The sequence below is a fragment of the Palleronia sp. THAF1 genome, assembly GCF_009363795.1.
Lineage (GTDB): Bacteria > Pseudomonadota > Alphaproteobacteria > Rhodobacterales > Rhodobacteraceae > Palleronia.
Map to the genome: position 1 here is coordinate 1,870,841 of NZ_CP045420.1, position 17,281 is coordinate 1,888,121.

Sequence of the window (17,281 nt, forward strand, 5' to 3'; positions counted from 1 at the left end):
GGAAATAAGCCCCGTCAGCCGAGCCGCGCGAGGGCGGGGAAGGTCTCTAACAACCAATAGGAAAAGGCGGAGAATGCGCCCGTCACCAAGGCCAGCCCGACGACCAGCAAAAGCGCGCCCATGACCTTCTCGATCATGCCCATGTGCCGCTTCAGCTTGTTCATCACACCGGTCGCCCGTTGCAGGAACATGGCAGCGACAAGGAACGGGATGCCCAAACCGGCGGCGTAGACCGCTAGCAATGCGGTGCCGCGTGTCACATCGCCTTCGGACGCGGCCAGCGACAGGATCGCGCCCAGTTGTGGGCCGATGCAGGGAGTCCAACCGAAGGCGAAGGCCAAGCCCAGCACGTAGGCTCCAAGCGCCGATCCGCCCCGGTCCCCTGCGTCAAGCCGTGCCTCTCGGTCCAGCACGGGGATGCGAAAGACGCCAAGGAAATGCAGGCCGAAGATGATGACAACGACGCCGGACACGCGCGCAAACAGCGTTTGATACTGCAGGAAAAACGCCCCGAAGGCCGATGCCGTAAAGCCCAGCAGCAGGAACACCGTCGACAGACCCAGAACGAAGAACAGCGCGGGCAGGATGGCGCGGCGGGACTTGGATGACGGATCGTTCAGCGTCACGCCGCCCATGTAGGCCAGATAAGGCGGCACGATGGGCAGCACGCAGGGCGACAGGAAGGACAGCAGACCGGCGAACAGCGCGATCAGCATGGCCGGTGCAAGGCTGGCGTCGATGATGTCGAACCCGAACATGCGCCACCCTTAACGGCGGCGCGGCGCGGGGTCACGGGCAATTGGCTCACAAGGGCGTGGACTTGATGAAACAGGCGCGCGATACCGCATCCATGACACAAGACGCCACACATGACGCTGATCTCGATGCGCTTGGACTGCTGTGCCCCCTGCCCGTTCTGAAGGCCCGTAAACGATTGCAGGCGCTGACTACCGGACAGGTCCTGCGCGTGCGGGCCGACGATCCGGCAGCGGTGGTGGACGTACCGCATTTCTGTGCCGAGGCTGGGCACGAGTTGGTCTCGGCCACCGACGACGGCGCCGTTCAGACATACCTGATCCGCAAGGTTTAGACCGTGTTACTGGGACAAGGGCGCATACACGCGCGATGGCGGCAGATCGTGCTGACGACCGCGCCAGAGCATGTGATGACCGACGATGAGAACTGGACCGATGCCAAGCTGGCGCGCGGTTTCGCCGGAAGCGCAGAGGCGCGGCTGTTCGTGGTGGACGCGGGCGAGCGCACCTTTGATGTCAGCTTGCACCTGCTGGATGCCGCTCCGGGGTTAGAAGCCGGCCGCCGGGTGATCTGTGCGGATGTCGCGAACCTGTCGGGGCGGATCGAGGTGGGCGGGCTGGTGGATGACACGCCCACCATCGCGGCGGATCTGCCCCACGGCGAATACGCCGCCTACGTCAGCGAGGATCGGCATAGCGCGGCCTCTATCGGCACACCAGATCTGCGGATCGTTTTAGTGCCGGAAGTGCCGCTGAAGCGCGGACGATTGTAACGGCAAAGAAGAAGGGCCGCCGCGGGATACGCTGGCGGCCCTGTCATTTTCAGCGGCGCAGCGACCACCATCCCCGACGTTTAGGCTTGTCGTCGTCATTCGCGGTCTCCGCCGCGTCCTCCTGCGGAGCCGGGGGTGCCACCGGCGCATCTTCGGTGATCTGCGCCCCGACCGATTCCGGCACGGGTTGATCGACCACCTCGGGCTCTTTCGACGCAGGCTTTTCGGCGACCGGCTCTTCGACAGCAGGCTCAGGCTGCGGCGCGGGTGCTTCGGCCTGCGACTCGGCTACGGCTTCTTGCGGCGCGTTCTCTTCTGGAACGGGCGGCGCGATGGCCGCGTCTTCCGTCACCTGCTCGGAGACTGCGGCAGCAACCGGCGCGTCCACGTCTGTAGGTTGATCGTCGGACTTGCGACGCGAGCGCGACCGCGAGCGGCGACGCTTGGGTTTGTCCTGTTGCGGCGCATCGTCGGCAGCGGGCGCATCCGGAGTCGACTGATCGGCAGACGTGTCGTCGTCATCGTCAGACGCGGAGTCGTTCGCGTCAGAACCTTCGCCATTCGAACCGTCGTTACCGTTTTCGCCGTTCTCACCCGTCTTGCGACGACCACCACGACGACGCCGACGCCGCTTCTTCTTTGGCCGATCTTCGCTGTCGCTGTCCGAGTCCGCCTCTGGCGCCTTCGCGACGGGCTCTGCCACGGCATCCGGAGCCTCGGGCGCTTCGTCCTCGATCACCTCGTCCGGGATATCGTCGTCCGGTTCGTCTTCCATGATTTTGGAAGAGGTGATGACCTCTGTCTGTTCGACCACGCGGATGGTCTGATGCTTGAGCTTCTCGATCTTGAAGTCCGGGCTGATCAGCGAGGGATCGGCTTCCAGCCGCACGGCCATGCCATAGCGCGCCTCGATCAGCGCGATGTGCTCCCGCTTCTGATTCATCAGGTAGTTGCAAATGGCGACGGGCGCGGTTACGCAAACCTCGCGCGATTTCTTGCGCGTGCCCTCTTCTTCCAGATGACGCAGGATGGCGAGCGCCACGTTGTCGTCGGATCGTAGCAGACCCGTGCCATGGCAATGCGCACAGGGCTGGGTGGTCGCTTCGATCATTCCGGGACGCAAACGCTGGCGGGACATTTCCAGAAGGCCGAATCCGGAAATGCGGCCCACCTGAATGCGCGCACGGTCGGTCTTCAGCTTTTCCTTGAAGTGCTTTTCCACGTTCGCATTGTGCTTGCGGTCTTCCATGTCGATGAAGTCGATCACGATCAGACCGGCAAGGTCACGCAGACGCAACTGGCGAGCCACCTCTTCAGCGGCCTCCATGTTGGTGCGGTAGGCGGTATCCTCGATGCTGCCTTCCTTGGTGGACCGGCCGGAGTTCACGTCGATGGCGACGAGCGCTTCGGTCACGCCGATGACGATGTAGCCGCCCGAGGGCAGTCGCACGTCCGGGTTGAACATCGCACCAAGGTAGGATTCGACCTGATGGCGCGCGTACAGCGGCATCGGATCGACGTAGTGTTTCACGTTCTTGGCGTGGGACGGCATGATCATCTTCATGAAGTCCTTGGCGGTCCGGTAACCGTTGTCGCCTTCGACCCAGACCTCGTCGATCTCGCGGTTGTACAGGTCGCGGATCGAGCGCTTGATCAGATTGCCTTCCTCGTAGATCGCGGCGGGTGCGACCGATTTCAGCGTCAGCTCGCGGATCTGCTCCCACATGCGCTGCAGGTATTCGTAGTCGCGCTTGATCTCTGTCTTGGTGCGCTTGGCCCCTGCCGTGCGTACGATCAGCCCGGCGCCTTTCGGCACCTCAATGGACTGCGCGATCTCTTTCAGCTTCTTACGGTCGGCGACGTTGGTGATCTTGCGGCTGATGCCACCACCGCGGGCGGTGTTGGGCATCAGGACGCAATAACGGCCGGCAAGCGACAGATACGTGGTCAGCGCAGCGCCCTTGTTGCCCCGCTCTTCCTTGACGACCTGCACCAGAAGGATCTGGCGCACCTTGATGACTTCCTGAATCTTGTACTTCTTCGCGCGCGGCTTGCGCTTGGGGCGCACGTCCTCGGGCGTGTCATCGTCGGCCACCGATTCGATGGTTTCGTCCCGCTCGGAGGCGTCATCGGCGGCGACGTAGGGCTTGGGCTCGTCGTCGTCGTCCTGATGGTGGTCGTCGCCGGGGGCGGTCGCGCCCTCGTCGTCACCCAGATCGACAACATCCATGCCGGGCACGCTGTTCGCGATCTGGTTGGCCTGCGCATCGGCGGCGTCGTCGCCGTCAACTTCGGCAGTTTGCACGGCATCGTCGGTCTGCGTGTCGGCGGCCTTGGTGCGGCTGCGCGAACGTGTCCGGCGGCGGGGCTTCTCGGCTTCTTCGTCCTGACGACGCTCTTCCTCGGCGTCGGCCTGCTCTTCTTCCAACAGGGCCTGACGGTCGGCGATCGGGATCTGGTAGTAATCCGGGTGGATTTCCGAGAACGCAAGGAAGCCGTGGCGGTTGCCGCCATAGTCAATGAAAGCCGCCTGAAGCGACGGCTCTACGCGTGTGACCTTGGCAAGGTAGATGTTTCCGGCAAGCTGACGCTTGTTCTCGGACTCAAAGTCGAATTCCTCGACTTTGTTGCCGTCCACCACGACCACGCGGGTTTCTTCCGCGTGGGTCGCGTCGATTAGCATTTTCTTGGGCATTGGTTCGTGTCCGCATACCGGTCATCCCCTGCCACCATCGGGTGGATTGGGTCCGCTTCCGGCATGATCGTTTGGTGCGATGGGGGCGTCCAGCCACCGAACTGCCCCTCGGGGCAGTCGGAACGGCGAGATTTTCAACGGCGCGCGGCGCATCGCAATTTCAACTCCGGCCCGGAATCGCGTTCCGGTCCATGTACGGGGGCCATTCCACGCAGATGCGGGTCCGGCATCGATCTATCTGTCCGGCCCCGAAAACGGGTCGCCGTCAGCGAAATCAGCTCTGGGCGCTATGTCCCATATTTCACAACATAGAGTAGAAATATCGGAATTGCCAACGACATTTCATCGAATCGCCGCCGACTACGCGCCGAGATAATCGGATCTGGTCAATCCGTATTTCGCCATCTTCTCATTCAGGGTCCGGCGCGGCAGGCAAAGCTCGTCCATGACAGCCACGATAGAGCCCTTGTGACGGCGCATCGTATTGTCGATCAGCATTCGCTCGAACGCCTCGACATATTCTTTCAGCGGCTTGCCTTCCGTCGTCATGCCGGCGTCGCTGTCGTCTTCCGTGGCCATCAGCAGGCTGGAAATTGTGCCCGTGCCGCGCCGGTTCTGCATCGCCGCACGCTCGGCTACGTTGATGAGCTGGCGGATGTTGCCGGGCCATGGCGCTTGCAAAAGCTGCGCGGCTTCCTGGGCCGAGACCTCTGGCGCATCGCCGCCGTAGTCTTCGGCAGCCTGCTCCGCGAAGCGCGTGAACAGCGTCAGGATATCTTCTCCACGGGCGCGCAGCGGCGGCAGGGTGATCTTCATCGCGGCAAGGCGGTAATACAGATCGGGGCGCAGCGCGTCCTCGGTCGTCTTGCCCTGCTCGGACAGGTTGGAAATCGCGATGACGCGGGTCTCGGCAGGGCTGCCCTGATCGTTCATCCACGTCAGCAGACGGGCCTGCAACGCGGGTGGCAAAGCCTCTATATCCTCCAGCACCAGTGTGCCACTGCGCGCCTGCTCGATCAAAGGCACTTCGGCCTCACTCGGCCCGAACAGGCGGTTGGCCAAGGTGGATTCGTCCTGCCCCGCGCAGGAATAAAGAACGAACTTGCGGCCTGTCTTGGCACCGACGGCGTGCAGCGCGTGGGCCGTCAGCGTCTTGCCGGTGCCCGTCTCGCCCTCAATCAGCACATGGCCGTCGGCCTGGCCCAGATCCAGAATATCCTCACGCAGACGCTCCATCACCGGCGACGCACCGATCAATTTGCGCATGATCCCAGAGCCGTCGCCCAACTCGCGCCGCAGGGCGCGGTTGTCCAGCGTCATGCGGCGCGCGTTGGTGGCGCGCTTGGCCAGTTCGTTCATCTTTTCGGGATTGAACGGCTTTTCCAGAAAATCGAACGCGCCGACCTGCATCGCTTCGACCGCCATCGGCACATCGCCGTGACCTGTGATCATGATCACCGGCAGCGCGCTGTCTACACTCATCAACCGCTTGAGGAATTGCATCCCGTCCATACCCGGCATCTTGATGTCCGAGATGACGATGCCCGGATAATCCGCGCCCAAACCCTTCAGTGCATCCTCGGCGTTCGGAAAGGTCTCGGTGTCGTAGCCCGACAGCGCCAGCCATTGGCCGATCGACTGCCGCATGTCCTTTTCATCGTCCACGATGGCGATCTTCATCGCATGTGCCATGGTCTACTCCGCTGCCTGTAGCGCCGCTGTGTGAAGCGGCAGTTGCATCTCAAATAGCGCGCCACCCGCGCGTCCGTTCCGTGCCGTCAGACGTCCACCCAGATCGGCGACGATCCCCGAAGAGATCGCAAGGCCCAGCCCGGTGCCGTCGCCCGGCGCCTTGGTGGTGTAGAACGGTTCGAACAACTGGTCGAAATCGGTGATCCCGTGGCCGTTGTCGCGCACCGTCAGCATCGCGCTGTCGCCCATGGCAAGGATCAACTCGATCCGGGGGTCGTCCAGATTGGATGTGGCGTCAATGGCGTTGCGCAGCAAGTTCACGATGACTTGCTCGACACGGATACGATCGGCGACGATGGGCACGGGTGCGGTGGGCACGGTGCGCTCGATATGCACCGCGCGGCGCTTCAATTGCGGTTCCATCAGTGCCAGCGCAGAAGACAGGCAATCGCGGAAATCCAAAGGCTCCAAGGCGGTACCGCCCTTGCGGGCATAACTTTTCAGCTGACGTGTGATCGCCCCCATTCGTTCGATCAGATCGTCGATGCGGTGAAAGGACGACAGCGCCTCATCGGGGCGCTTGCGCTCCACAAGCAGGCGCGCGCCGGCAAGGTATGTTTTCATCGCGGCCAGCGGCTGATTCAACTCATGAGACACGGCTGCCGACATTTCACCCAGCACCGCCAGCTTGGAGGTCTGCGCGACGGTCTGCTCGGCGACTTCCAGATGCTTCTCTGCCCGCTCGCGTTCTGCAACCTCGCGCTGCAGGGCGACGTTCAGACGGCGCAGTTCCGCGCTTTCTCGCTGGAAGAAAGTCAGCCGCGACAGGGCTTTGCGGCTGACCAATGCGGATCCCAGCGCGAACAGCAGCGCGAAGCCCATGATCTCTACCGCCAGCACACCATTCACCCGCTCGCGTACGCTGGAATAGGTTGTGAAGGACGTCATCCGCCAGCCCTGGAACGGGATGCGCGTGGCCTGCCGCATCACGGCCTCGCCACCCACGTAGGCGTCTGCTGGCAGCACCGTCCAATCCGCCGTGGCTTGGATCGCGCGCTGGATCGCGCCGGTGGCAGAGCGGCGGGCCAGCGCCTCTTCCTCTGTCAGCCCGCGCCATCGGCTTTCAGTCGCAAGGATGATCCGCCCTTCGCTGTCCGTCACCATCACCGCGTCCGAGAACCCGGCCCAAGAGCGTTCGAACTGCCCCAGATCGACACCCACGACGATTACGCCGATCATCGAGCCGTCGACCTCGACCCGGCGCGCGTAGGAGAACGCGAACGCCCCGCTTTCCGTTTGCGTCGTGGTAAAGACCGTATTGCTGGAGCGTTGCGCATTCACGAAGTACGCGGATGACCGACGATCCGCCCCCAGCATCTGTCGCTCGGTCGAGGCGACGATGCGCCCATCCTCGTCCAGCAGCATCAATGACGCGGCCCCGATCTCTTCGATGTAAGAAATCAGCCGCTGTGTCGTTTGGCTGTAATCCGCCGAATTCAGCGCACCGATCAGCGCGGGATCGCGGCTAAGCAACAACGGCACAACACTGGCGCGCTGCAGGGTCGACATCAGGTTGCCGGAATACAGCGCCAGCCGCACCTCTGCCCGGTTGCGGGTGCTTTCCGTATAGCGCTCTGTCAGGAAAACGTTGGTGACCCAGACGGTCGCGACGGCCACAACACCAAGCACCAGCACGGCGACCCGCAGGAACCAGCGCCGTCGGCGCTCGGACCGGGCGGTAAGATCGGAAACGTCGCTCATGCCGACAGACTAATGGGCGCGCGTCCCGCCAACAAGCTTACGCTTGGGCAAGCGCACCAGCCAAACCGGCGAAAAGTCGCTTGCCGTCGGTGCCACCCAAGGCGGGATCGGCTGCCCGCTCGGGATGGGGCATCATCCCCAGCACGCGGCGATTCTCCGACAGCACACCCGCGATATTGTGGACCGACCCATTCGGATTCTCGGCGTAGCTGAAGGCAACGCGCCCCTCGCCGCGCAACCGGGCCAACGTGTCCGCGTCGGCGGTGTAGTTGCCATCATGGTGCGCGATGGGGATCTGGATGGTCTCGCCCGCAGTGTAACCTTCGGTAAATGCGCTTTCGGCGTCGCCCACCACCAGCGGCACGGTGCGGCAGATGTACTTGATGCCGGCGTTGCGCATCAGCGCACCGGGCAAAAGCTGCGTCTCCGTCAGCACTTGGAACCCGTTGCAGATACCCAGAACAAAGCCACCGCGCACCGCATGATCCGCGACAGCCCGACACACCGGAGAGGTCGCGGCGATGGCGCCCGACCGCAGGTAGTCGCCGTAAGAAAACCCGCCCGGCACGCCGACCACGTCGACCCCATCGGGCAGCGTCTGTTCTTTGTGCCAGACCATTTTCACGGCAAATCCGGCATCCTCGAACGCGACCTTGAGGTCGCGGTCGCAGTTCGATCCGGGGAATACGATGACTGCCGCTCTCATACGCGCGCCTCCTCGATGCGGACCATCATGGCCTCGGCATCGGACCAGCGGTCCAGCCGATAGGCCGGATCCTCGTCCAGATTGTGGTGGGCCGTGAAGCAGACCCCCTGCCCCATGAACCCGTCGAAATGTCGGGTATGGTCGTCGATCAGAACATCGGCGTTCAGGATGCTCTTGTCGCCGCAGAACACGAGGTTCAGCCGGTCGATGAACGGGAAGTGACGCTCCATCCAGGCGATCTTGTGGCTGCATGATGCGGGATATTCCATGGCGGCCGTCGCGATGAAGACCTCGTGTCGGTCTTGCAAAGCGCGCAACCCGTCCACCGCGCCATCCACCACAGGGGCGTTCGCGAATGGCAGACCCGTATGCATCACACGCGCCATTTCAGTCGCGGTCGCCTCAGGCACCATGTCCTTGAATTCACGGCCCCGCGCGACCTCGCGGCTGATCTCGATGCCCATATCGGCCAGGATTCGCTGCTTCACGGCGGCGGTGTCGGCGATCACCTCGTCCATGTCGATGGCGATGCGCATCACGGCATTTCCACGGTGTAGCTTTCGATCACCGTGTTCGCCAGAAGCCGCTCGCACATCTGTGCGACCTCGTCTTCCGTCGTGCCATCGGCCACGTCGAGCGCGATCACCTTGCCCTGCCGCACGCCGTTCACGCCGTCAAAGCCCATCGCCCCCAAGGCATGGCGGATCGCCTCGCCCTGCGGATCCAGAACGCCCTCCTTCAGCATCACGACAACACGAACCTTCATGGCGCCTACCCTCTTTGCTTTCCTGAAATACCCAAAGCCCGCAGTTGGTCAGTTGATCAGCGTTGGCTTCGGCGCGTGGGTCACGTTGGACGGCAACACGCCAAGGCGACGGGCCACTTCGGTATAGGCGTCGGTCAGAGAGCCCAGATCCCGGCGGAACACGTCCTTGTCCAGCTTCTGGCCGCTTTCGATGTCCCACAGGCGGCACGAATCGGGGCTGATCTCATCGGCCACGATCAGGCGCATGAAGTCATTGTCCCAGACGCGACCGATCTCGATCTTGAAGTCCACCAGCTTGATGCCGACGGCCAGCATCATGCCAGACATGAAATCGTTCACCCGCAGCGCCAGCGCCACCATGTCGTCCAGGTCACGTTGCTCGGCCCAGCCGAACGCCATGATATGCTCTTCCGACACCAGCGGATCGCCCAGCTTGTCGTCCTTCAGGCAGAATTCGACGATGGGACGCGGCAGAGCCGTACCCTCTTCGATCCCCAGACGCTTGGACAGCGATCCGGCGGCGAAGTTGCGCACGATGACTTCCAGCGGGATGATCTCGACCTGGCGGATCAACTGCTCGCGCATGTTCAAGCGCTTGATGAAATGCGTCGGCACGCCGATCTGCGCGAGGCCGGTCATGAAGAACTCTGACAGGCGGTTGTTCAGCACACCCTTGCCCTCGATCGTCGCCTTCTTCTCGGCGTTGAAGGCGGTGGCGTCGTCCTTGAAATATTGTACCAAAGTGCCGGGCTCCGGACCCTCGTAGAGAATTTTCGCCTTGCCTTCGTAGACCTTGTTGCGCCGTGCCATTCGGGGGCCCTTTCGCCAGTTCCGCCCGCCTATAGGACAAAGCCGCAAACCCGACAAGGACGCGCCGCGCTTGGAAACGTCGTGCGCCATGCGCATATCGATCAAGTGACATTCACCAAAGGGAGAGACCGACATGGCATCGATGGAAGACCGCAAGAAATCCTTCGAAGATAAGTTCGCCCACGACGCCGACATGCAGTTCAAGGCCGAATCCCGCCGCAACCGCCTGCTCGGCCACTGGGCCGCAGGCCTGCTGGACCGTGATCCGACGGAATACGCCAAGGAAGTCGCCCGCGCCGACTTCGAGGAAGCAGGCGACGAAGACGTCTATCGCAAGCTTGCAGGCGATCTGGAGGGCAAGGCCGACGAGGCGACCATCCGCGCCAAGATGGCAGAGATGATGGATCAGGCGAAAGCCGACCTCGCCGACAAGGGCTAGCCTGGCTTGCTTCATGCAGGCCGCGCATGACATCTTGAAGAACGCGCGTTTGCGCGGGCGCGGTGGCTGTGCGATGCCCGCGCGACCCATTCATTCAAGGACAGACCATGCCCGACGCCCTGACGAAGATGCTTTCAACCCGCGACTGGATCCTCGCCGATGGCGCCACGGGCACCACGCTGTTCAACATGGGCCTGTCGTCCGGCGACAGCCCGGAGTTCTGGAACGTGGACCGCCCCGACGACATTCGCGCCCTGTATTCCGGGCCGGTGCAGTCCGGCTCTGACCTGTTCCTGACCAACACCTTCGGCGGCAACGCCGCGCGCTTGAAACTGCACGACGGTCAGGACCGCGTACGAGAGCTGAACCGCGCGGGCGCTGAACTGGGTCGCGAAGTGGCCGACACGGCCGGTCGTCCGATCATCGTGGCAGGCTCTATGGGTCCGACCGGCGAGGTCATGGCTCCGCTGGGCGCGCTGACCCATGAGCTGGCCGTCGAGATGTTTCACGAACAGGCAGAGGGCTTGAAGGAAGGCGGCGTTGACGTTCTTTGGGTCGAGACGATCAGTGCCCCGGAAGAGTACCGCGCCGCTGCCGAGGCCGCTGCACTGGTGGATATGCCCTTCTGCGGCACCATGAGCTTCGACACCGCCGGACGCACGATGATGGGCACGACCAGCGAAGAAATGGTCAAGATCGTCGGCAAGATGAAGCACGCCCCCCTGGCCTTCGGCGCAAACTGCGGCGTCGGCGCGTCCGATCTGCTGCGCACCGTTCTGGGTTTCATCGAGGCTGGCGCATCCCGCCCCGTCATCGCCAAGGGCAACGCAGGGATTCCCAAGTACGTCGACGGGCACATCCACTACGACGGCACGCCAGAGGTCATGGCGAACTATGCCGAAATGGCGCGCAACTGCGGCGCGCGGATCATCGGCGGCTGCTGCGGCACGACGCCGGAGCATCTGACCGCGATGAAAGAGGCGCTGGAAACCCGCCCCAAGGGCGACGCGCCGACGCTGGAAGAGATCGGCGCGAAGCTGGGCGGATTCTCGTCCGCCAGTGACGGCACCGGCGACCAAAGCGGCCAGCCCCAGCGCGAACGCCGCGGGCGTCGGCGCACCTGAGCGATTACAGAGCGAGGGGCTCTGCCCCTCACACTCCCCGAGGTATTTTCGGAACAGTGAAGGACAGGCGATGAGCGACCGGCGCACGGCAAAAGAGTGCAGCAACATGTCCGAGCTGCGCGCCGCCATCGACAGTATCGACCGCGATCTGATCGAGTTGCTGGCCGAGCGGGTTGGTTATATCGACCGCGCGGCGCAGTTGAAGCCAGCCGAAGGTCTGCCCGCGCGGACGACGGATCGGATCGCTGCCGTCGTCGCGAATGTGCGTGCGTTGGCGGAGGATAAGGATCTCGATCCTGATCTGGCCGAACAGATCTGGCGGCTGTTCATAGAATGGGCCATTGTACGCGAAGAAAAGGTGCTGGGTCCGTCAGTCGAAGAGTGACGGCTGATCCGCGTCCCCCAGCGGCACCGCGAACAGATCGCTGCGCAGGGGTGGCAGGTCGGTCTTCAGCCCCAGTCGCCTTACCGCCATTTCGAACCGCTTGGCTGTCAGCTCGGCGAACAGACCCTCTCCCCGCATCCGGTGACCCCAGTCCGCCGAATAAAGCGCGCCGCCGTGCATCTCGCGCACGCGGGCAAGCACCTTGTCTCGCTTGTTCGGCGCGTGACGCTCCAGCCAATCTTCAAACAAGCCCGCGACTTCGAACGGCAGACGCAGCATGATCCAAGAGGCCGCAACAGCGCCCGCGTCGCGCGCCGCAGCCAGGATCGCGTCGATTTCTGTGTCCGTCAGGCCCGGCACGACAGGAGAGACCATCACCCGCACTTCAACCCCGGCCTTCGCCAAGCGTTCGATCGCCTGCAAACGCCGCTTGGGCGACGGCACGCGCGGCTCCATCGTGCGGGCCAGTTCGGCATCCAGCGTTGTGATGCTGATGCCGGCCCGCGCCAGCCCTTGCCCGCTCATCCGAGCCAATATGTCGGCGTCGCGTTCGATCATCACGCCCTTGGTGGCGATGGCGACCGGGTGGCGGAAGCGCTCCAACACCTCCAACACCTGCCGCATCACGCGCCACTCCCGCTCTATCGGCTGATAGGGGTCGGTGTTCGTTCCGATGGCGATGGTGGCAGGCCGGTAGCTGCGGGCGCGCAATTGCCGCTCCAACACCGCCGCCGCGTCTGGTCGCGCGATCAGCTTGGTCTCGAAATCAAGGCCGGGCGACATCCCCAAGTAGCCGTGCGAGGGCCGCGCGAAGCAGTAGATGCAACCGTGCTCACACCCCCGATAGGGATTGATGGATCGATCGAACGAGATGTCAGGAGAGGTGTTGCGTGCGATGATGCTGCGGGGCCGTTCCACCGACACTTCCGTCCGCGCCAACGCAGGCTCATCCGGAGTCCAGCCATCATCCACCGCCTCTCGCACATGGGCATCGAACCGCGTCTCTGGGTTGCGGTCGGTCCCACGGGCGCGCGTGCGCTTGTGCGGTTGAGGCGGCAGGTCGGTCATAGCCGCAAGTTAGAACATAAAGGGAACGCGCGAAACCCTCATATCCTTCATGTGCAACGTGCATTTGACGGAGTGTCGGCAAATAGCGCAGTGACGTCGCAAACATATCAGCCCGCGCGACGCTTTTGCGCGCAATGGCGGGAAACCCGAAGGAGGCCGGAGCAATGGCGGACGACGAAGAAATCATCCTGGCCGATCTGAGCGACGACGAGCTTGTCGAGCAGATGATGGACGATCTGTACGACGGCATGAAAGCCGAGATCGAAGAATCGGTGATCATCCTGCTCGAACGTGGATGGACCCCCTACGACATTCTGACCAAGGCGCTTGTCGCTGGCATGACCATCGTGGGTCACGACTTCCGCGATGGCATCCTGTTCGTGCCCGAAGTGCTGCTGGCCGCGAACGCCATGAAGGGCGGCATGGCGATTCTGAAGCCGCTGCTGGTCGAGACCGGCGCGCCGCGCATGGGCAAGATGGTGATCGGCACCGTGAAGGGCGATATCCACGACATCGGAAAGAACCTTGTGTCGATGATGATGGAGGGCGCGGGCTTCGAAGTCGTGGACCTTGGCATCAACAACCCGGTCGAGGCCTATCTGGAGGCGCTGGAGCGCGAGCAGCCGGATATTCTTGGCATGTCTGCCCTGCTGACGACCACGATGCCCTACATGAAGGTCGTGATCGATACGATGTCCGAACAAGGCATCCGCGACAACTACATCGTGCTGGTCGGCGGCGCGCCCCTAAACGAAGAGTTTGGTCGCGCGATCGGGGCTGACGCCTACTGCCGCGACGCGGCCGTCGCGGTCGAGACGGCCAAGGACTTCGTAGCGCGCAAGCACAACCAGATGGGCGCACAGGCCTGATCGGATGGTGCGGGCCGCACGACTTGCGGCCCCTCCCCCGACCTCCCATCTATTAACCATGCCCACGCACATCTTCCTGCTGATCCTCGTCTCCGTAATCGCCGCCGCCGGATTAACAGTCTGGGGCGTTACCGCTATTGGCTGGCCCATCGCGGCAGTTCTGCCCGCCACGCTGGTCGCTGCCCTTCTCATGCGCCGCTTGTGAGTCTACCGGACGATCACGCCCTGACCGAAGACGGTATCGCCCCGAACGGGCGGGGCCGCGTGCTGGTTTTGGCCTGCGGTGCGCTGGCGCGAGAGATCACCGCGCTGACGCGGCAAACTGGTTTGAGCCACGTGGATCTCGCCTGCCTGCCTGCCATTCTGCACAACACGCCCGCGCGCATCGTAACCGCGTTGCGCGCGGCGGTAGAGCGCCATCGCGAAGACTACGATACGATCCTGATCGGTTACGGCGACTGCGGCACCGGCGGCGAAATTGACGCGCTTTGTGCCGAATTGGGTCTGGACCGCTTGCCGGGCGCACACTGCTACGCGTTCTTCGAAGGCGTGGATGCGTTCGCCGCACGCGATGAGATCGACGCATTCTACCTGACGGATTTCCTCGCCCGTCAGTTCGACGCTTTCGTGACGCGCCCCCTTGGACTGGACCGTCACCCAGAGTTGCGGGACATGTATTTCGGGAACTACCGGAAGGTTGTCTTCATGGCGCAGACGGATGATGCGGTGCTGACTGAAAAAGCGAAAGCTGCCGCCGATGCGCTCGGCCTAGGCTTCGAGCGACGTTTCACGGGCTACGGCGATCTCGAAACGACGGTGACCGGGCTTTAGCCCTGCTTCATCAGATCGTCGATGGCGCGCAGGCGTCCGATCAGGTCGCCCATCTGATCCACAGGGATCATGTTCGGGCCATCCGACGGCGCATTGTCGGGGTCTTCATGCGTTTCGATGAACAGCGCCGACACGCCCACGGCGCAGGCCGCGCGGGCGAGCACCGGCGCGAACTGGCGTTGGCCGCCGCTGGTCGCGCCCTGCCCGCCGGGTTGTTGAACCGAGTGCGTGGCGTCGAAGACGACCGGGTAGCCCGTTTGCGCCATGATCGGCAGGCCACGGAAGTCGCTGACCAACGTATTGTAGCCAAAGCTGGTGCCACGGTCACACAGCATGATCCGCTCGTTTCCGGTCGACGCGATCTTGGTTGCCACATTCGCCATGTCCCAAGGTGCCAGAAACTGGCCCTTCTTGACGTTGATCGCCGCACCCGTCTCACCTGCCGCCAGCAGCAGGTCGGTCTGGCGGCACAGGAAGGCGGGGATCTGGATTACATCGCAGGCCTGTGCGGCCGGGCCGCAATGGTCGGGCAGATGCACGTCCGTCAGGGTCGGGCAGTCGAATTCCGCACCGATCTTCGACAGGATGGACAGCCCTTCATCCATGCCAAGGCCCCGCGTGGACCCAAGCGAAGAGCGGTTGGCCTTGTCGTAACTGGCCTTGAAAATGAAGCGCGTACCCGTGGGCGCGCAGGCCTGCGCGATCCGCTCGGCCATCATGCGTGCGTGGTCCAGACTCTCCAGCTGGCACGGGCCGGTGATCAGGGCGAAAGGGTTGGCATCGCCGACTTCGATATCGCGGATGGTGACGGTCATGGCATAGCCCTTCGGGATTTGGGTATTTGCAAAAAGCAAAGAAGATCAGTCGAGTTGGTCGATCACGCTTTCGATGCGCGGCACGTCTCCGGGATTGTTCAGCTCCCAGAAGACACGTCCGCGACCATCGACTTCGATACAGGCGACATGCCAGCCGTTCTCAAGAAAACGCAGCTGCTCCAGCCCCTCCAGACGTTCCAGCGGGCCTTCGGAAAGCTCGGCATAGGCGGCGAGCGCATCGCGCGTGTAGGCGTAGACGCCGACGTGGTGGAAGACGGGCACATTGTCGGGGTCCAGCTTGCCGGGGTCGACGAAGGGGATGACTTCCTTCGAGAAATAAAGCGCCTTGCCCCCCGTCCCGAACACCGCCGTAGTGCCGCCAACGCGGCCCTGTTTGCGATCCTCGATGAAATGGCCGTAGGTCGTGGCATCGCAGCGCAGCACCGGGGTGGCGACCGGCGTGCCGCCCTGCATCGCGTCGATCAACGCCTCGACGAACCATGGCGGGGTCAGAGGCGCGTCGCCCTGCAGGTTCACGATCACATCCGCGTCGATCTTCCCCGTCGCCACCGCCGCTGCACAACGCTCGGTGCCGTTGCGACAGCTTTCGGGGGTCATGATGACCGACGCACCGAAGCCGCGCGCGTGATCCGCGATCCGGTCGTCATCGGTGCAGACATGGATCGCATGGTCGCCCACGACCTTCTGCGCGGCATCCCACGTCAGCCGAATCAAGGACTTGCGCGTGCCGTCGGGCAGCGCCAGTTCCACCAACGGCTTGCCCGGATACCGGGTCGATGCATAGCGGGCGGGGATCAGGATGGCTGCTTTCATGCGACTCCGGCCCTTAGCAGATCGTGGATATGCAGCACACCAACAGGCGCGCCTGCGTCGTCGGTGACCATCAGAACAGAGATACGCCGGTCCTGCAGGATCGCCAGCGCCTCAGCCGCCAGCATGTCCGGCCCGACCGTCACGGGCGCGCCGGATGCCACATCTCCGGCGGTCCGCTCCATCAGTCCGGCCATGTTGCGGCGCAGGTCGCCGTCGGTCACAACGCCTTGCAGGCTGCCATCCGGGCCGACGACCGCCGCGATGCCGAAGCCCTTGGAGGTCATTTCAATCAGGGTCTCACCCATGTCCGTTTGCGGCGACACACGCGGCAAGTCATCGCCGCCGTGCATCAGCATCGACACCCGTGCCAGCTGCGCCCCCAGCTTGCCGCCGGGGTGGAAGGTGCCGAAGCCTTCGGCGGTGAAGCCGCGCAGGTCCATCAAGGCGACGGCAAGTGCATCACCCAAGGCCATCGTCATCGTGGTCGACGTTGTAGGCGCAAGGCCCATCGGGCAGGCTTCCGGCTGCTTGGGCAGAACCAGTGCGTGATCGGCGGCGGCCGCGACGGTGGACCCGGCACGGCTTGTGATAGCGACCAGCGGGATCGCGAAGCGACGGCAATAGGCGATCAGGTCGCGTAATTCAGAGGTCTCGCCCGAGTTCGACAGAACAATGCAGACGTCGCCCGTTCCGATCATACCCAGGTCGCCGTGGCTCGCCTCTGTCGGGTGGACGAACATGGCGGGGGTCCCGGTCGAGGCGAAGGTGGCCGCGATCTTGCGGCCCACATGGCCCGACTTGCCCACCCCGGCCACGACCACCCGACCGGGCGCATCGCGGATCGCCCGCACGGCGGCGGCAAAGCCATCGGGCAGCGCTTCGGACATCGCGGTCAAAGCCGCGCCCTCGGTCGCCAACACGCGCCGCGCGGCGCTTAGGATCGCATCACTGTTCATGG

At 63.6% G+C, this 17,281-nt stretch carries 20 protein-coding genes; 8 read left to right on the plus strand and 12 right to left on the minus strand.

The genetic code is table 11. The annotated features are described in order from the left end of the window. Positions 1–14: 14 nt before the first annotated feature. Positions 15–758: a cytochrome c biogenesis CcdA family protein gene (locus FIU81_RS09285; RefSeq protein ID WP_124111810.1), complete on the minus strand. Its 744-nt coding sequence runs from the start codon at positions 756–758 to the stop codon at positions 15–17. A gap of 65 nt (positions 759–823) precedes the next feature. On the opposite strand from FIU81_RS09285, the gene FIU81_RS09290 reads away from it, so the two are divergent. Next, positions 824–1,090 (plus strand): sulfurtransferase TusA family protein, encoded by a 267-nt coding sequence (locus FIU81_RS09290; protein ID WP_254695883.1) that lies wholly within the window; start codon positions 824–826, stop codon positions 1,088–1,090. A gap of 3 nt (positions 1,091–1,093) precedes the next feature. After that, positions 1,094–1,528 carry a hypothetical protein gene (locus FIU81_RS09295; protein ID WP_124111809.1) on the plus strand — a complete coding sequence of 145 codons (435 nt, stop codon included), beginning with the start codon at positions 1,094–1,096 and terminating at the stop codon, positions 1,526–1,528. A gap of 49 nt (positions 1,529–1,577) precedes the next feature. On the opposite strand, the gene FIU81_RS09300 is transcribed toward FIU81_RS09295, so the two are convergent. The 7 genes from FIU81_RS09300 to purC form a co-directional block, all read right to left on the minus strand. Further along, positions 1,578–4,223 carry an Rne/Rng family ribonuclease gene (locus FIU81_RS09300; protein WP_124111808.1) on the minus strand — a complete coding sequence of 882 codons (2,646 nt, stop codon included), beginning with the start codon at positions 4,221–4,223 and terminating at the stop codon, positions 1,578–1,580. Positions 4,224–4,583: 360 nt separating this feature from the next. Beyond that, on the minus strand, positions 4,584–5,915 hold the full coding sequence (locus tag FIU81_RS09305; RefSeq protein ID WP_124111807.1) for a sigma-54-dependent transcriptional regulator: 1,332 nt from the start codon (positions 5,913–5,915) through the stop codon (positions 4,584–4,586). Between the two features lie 3 nt (positions 5,916–5,918). Next, on the minus strand, positions 5,919–7,676 hold the full coding sequence (locus FIU81_RS09310) for a sensor histidine kinase (protein WP_124111806.1): 1,758 nt from the start codon (positions 7,674–7,676) through the stop codon (positions 5,919–5,921). 37 nt (positions 7,677–7,713) lie between these two features. Next, positions 7,714–8,382, minus strand: a complete 669-nt coding sequence (gene purQ, locus FIU81_RS09315; RefSeq protein ID WP_124111805.1) for a phosphoribosylformylglycinamidine synthase subunit PurQ — start codon at positions 8,380–8,382, stop codon at positions 7,714–7,716. Continuing rightward, complete coding sequence (locus FIU81_RS09320; RefSeq protein ID WP_124111804.1) at positions 8,379–8,918, minus strand: 5' nucleotidase, NT5C type; 540 nt, start codon at positions 8,916–8,918, stop codon at positions 8,379–8,381. The genes purQ and FIU81_RS09320 overlap by 4 nt, the downstream gene beginning before the upstream one ends. Further along, complete coding sequence (gene purS / locus FIU81_RS09325; protein WP_124111803.1) at positions 8,918–9,148, minus strand: phosphoribosylformylglycinamidine synthase subunit PurS; 231 nt, start codon at positions 9,146–9,148, stop codon at positions 8,918–8,920. Before purS ends, FIU81_RS09320 begins: the two co-directional genes overlap by 1 nt. Before the next feature lie 48 nt (positions 9,149–9,196). Further along, complete coding sequence (gene purC, locus FIU81_RS09330; protein ID WP_124111802.1) at positions 9,197–9,958, minus strand: phosphoribosylaminoimidazolesuccinocarboxamide synthase; 762 nt, start codon at positions 9,956–9,958, stop codon at positions 9,197–9,199. Positions 9,959–10,091: 133 nt separating this feature from the next. On the opposite strand from purC, the gene FIU81_RS09335 reads away from it, so the two are divergent. The 3 genes from FIU81_RS09335 (at position 10,092) to FIU81_RS09345 (ending at position 11,906) form a co-directional block, all read left to right on the plus strand. Further along, positions 10,092–10,397 carry a DUF1476 domain-containing protein gene (locus FIU81_RS09335; protein ID WP_124111801.1) on the plus strand — a complete coding sequence of 102 codons (306 nt, stop codon included), beginning with the start codon at positions 10,092–10,094 and terminating at the stop codon, positions 10,395–10,397. A 107-nt stretch (positions 10,398–10,504) separates the two neighbouring features. Continuing rightward, positions 10,505–11,521, plus strand: a complete 1,017-nt coding sequence (bmt, locus tag FIU81_RS09340; RefSeq protein WP_124111800.1) for a betaine--homocysteine S-methyltransferase — start codon at positions 10,505–10,507, stop codon at positions 11,519–11,521. A 70-nt stretch (positions 11,522–11,591) separates the two neighbouring features. Then, positions 11,592–11,906: a chorismate mutase gene (locus FIU81_RS09345; RefSeq protein ID WP_124111799.1), complete on the plus strand. Its 315-nt coding sequence runs from the start codon at positions 11,592–11,594 to the stop codon at positions 11,904–11,906. On the opposite strand, the gene FIU81_RS09350 is transcribed toward FIU81_RS09345, so the two are convergent. Next, on the minus strand, positions 11,892–12,974 hold the full coding sequence (locus FIU81_RS09350; protein ID WP_124111798.1) for a PA0069 family radical SAM protein: 1,083 nt from the start codon (positions 12,972–12,974) through the stop codon (positions 11,892–11,894). The genes FIU81_RS09345 and FIU81_RS09350 overlap by 15 nt on opposite strands. Positions 12,975–13,138: 164 nt before the next feature. Here FIU81_RS09350 and FIU81_RS09355 point away from each other — a divergent pair, with 164 nt between their 5' ends. The 3 genes from FIU81_RS09355 to FIU81_RS09360 are packed head-to-tail and all read left to right on the plus strand — an operon-like array spanning position 13,139 to position 14,674. Continuing rightward, positions 13,139–13,843: a corrinoid protein gene (locus tag FIU81_RS09355; protein WP_124111797.1), complete on the plus strand. Its 705-nt coding sequence runs from the start codon at positions 13,139–13,141 to the stop codon at positions 13,841–13,843. A 58-nt stretch (positions 13,844–13,901) separates the two neighbouring features. Continuing rightward, positions 13,902–14,048: a hypothetical protein gene (locus tag FIU81_RS16710; protein ID WP_172971441.1), complete on the plus strand. Its 147-nt coding sequence runs from the start codon at positions 13,902–13,904 to the stop codon at positions 14,046–14,048. After that, positions 14,045–14,674 (plus strand): DUF1638 domain-containing protein, encoded by a 630-nt coding sequence (locus FIU81_RS09360; RefSeq protein ID WP_124111796.1) that lies wholly within the window; start codon positions 14,045–14,047, stop codon positions 14,672–14,674. Before FIU81_RS16710 ends, FIU81_RS09360 begins: the two co-directional genes overlap by 4 nt. On the opposite strand, the gene kdsA is transcribed toward FIU81_RS09360, so the two are convergent. Genes kdsA through FIU81_RS09375 form a run of 3 tightly spaced genes read right to left on the minus strand, consistent with a single transcriptional unit; the run spans position 14,671 to position 17,279 of the window. Next, positions 14,671–15,489: a 3-deoxy-8-phosphooctulonate synthase gene (gene kdsA / locus FIU81_RS09365; protein ID WP_124111795.1), complete on the minus strand. Its 819-nt coding sequence runs from the start codon at positions 15,487–15,489 to the stop codon at positions 14,671–14,673. The two genes, FIU81_RS09360 and kdsA, sit on opposite strands and share 4 nt — an antisense overlap. A 45-nt stretch (positions 15,490–15,534) precedes the next feature. After that, positions 15,535–16,323 (minus strand): 3-deoxy-manno-octulosonate cytidylyltransferase, encoded by a 789-nt coding sequence (locus tag FIU81_RS09370; RefSeq protein ID WP_124111794.1) that lies wholly within the window; start codon positions 16,321–16,323, stop codon positions 15,535–15,537. Continuing rightward, positions 16,320–17,279, minus strand: a complete 960-nt coding sequence (locus tag FIU81_RS09375) for a KpsF/GutQ family sugar-phosphate isomerase (protein WP_124111793.1) — start codon at positions 17,277–17,279, stop codon at positions 16,320–16,322. Before FIU81_RS09375 ends, FIU81_RS09370 begins: the two co-directional genes overlap by 4 nt. Between the last annotated feature and the right edge of the window lie 2 nt (positions 17,280–17,281).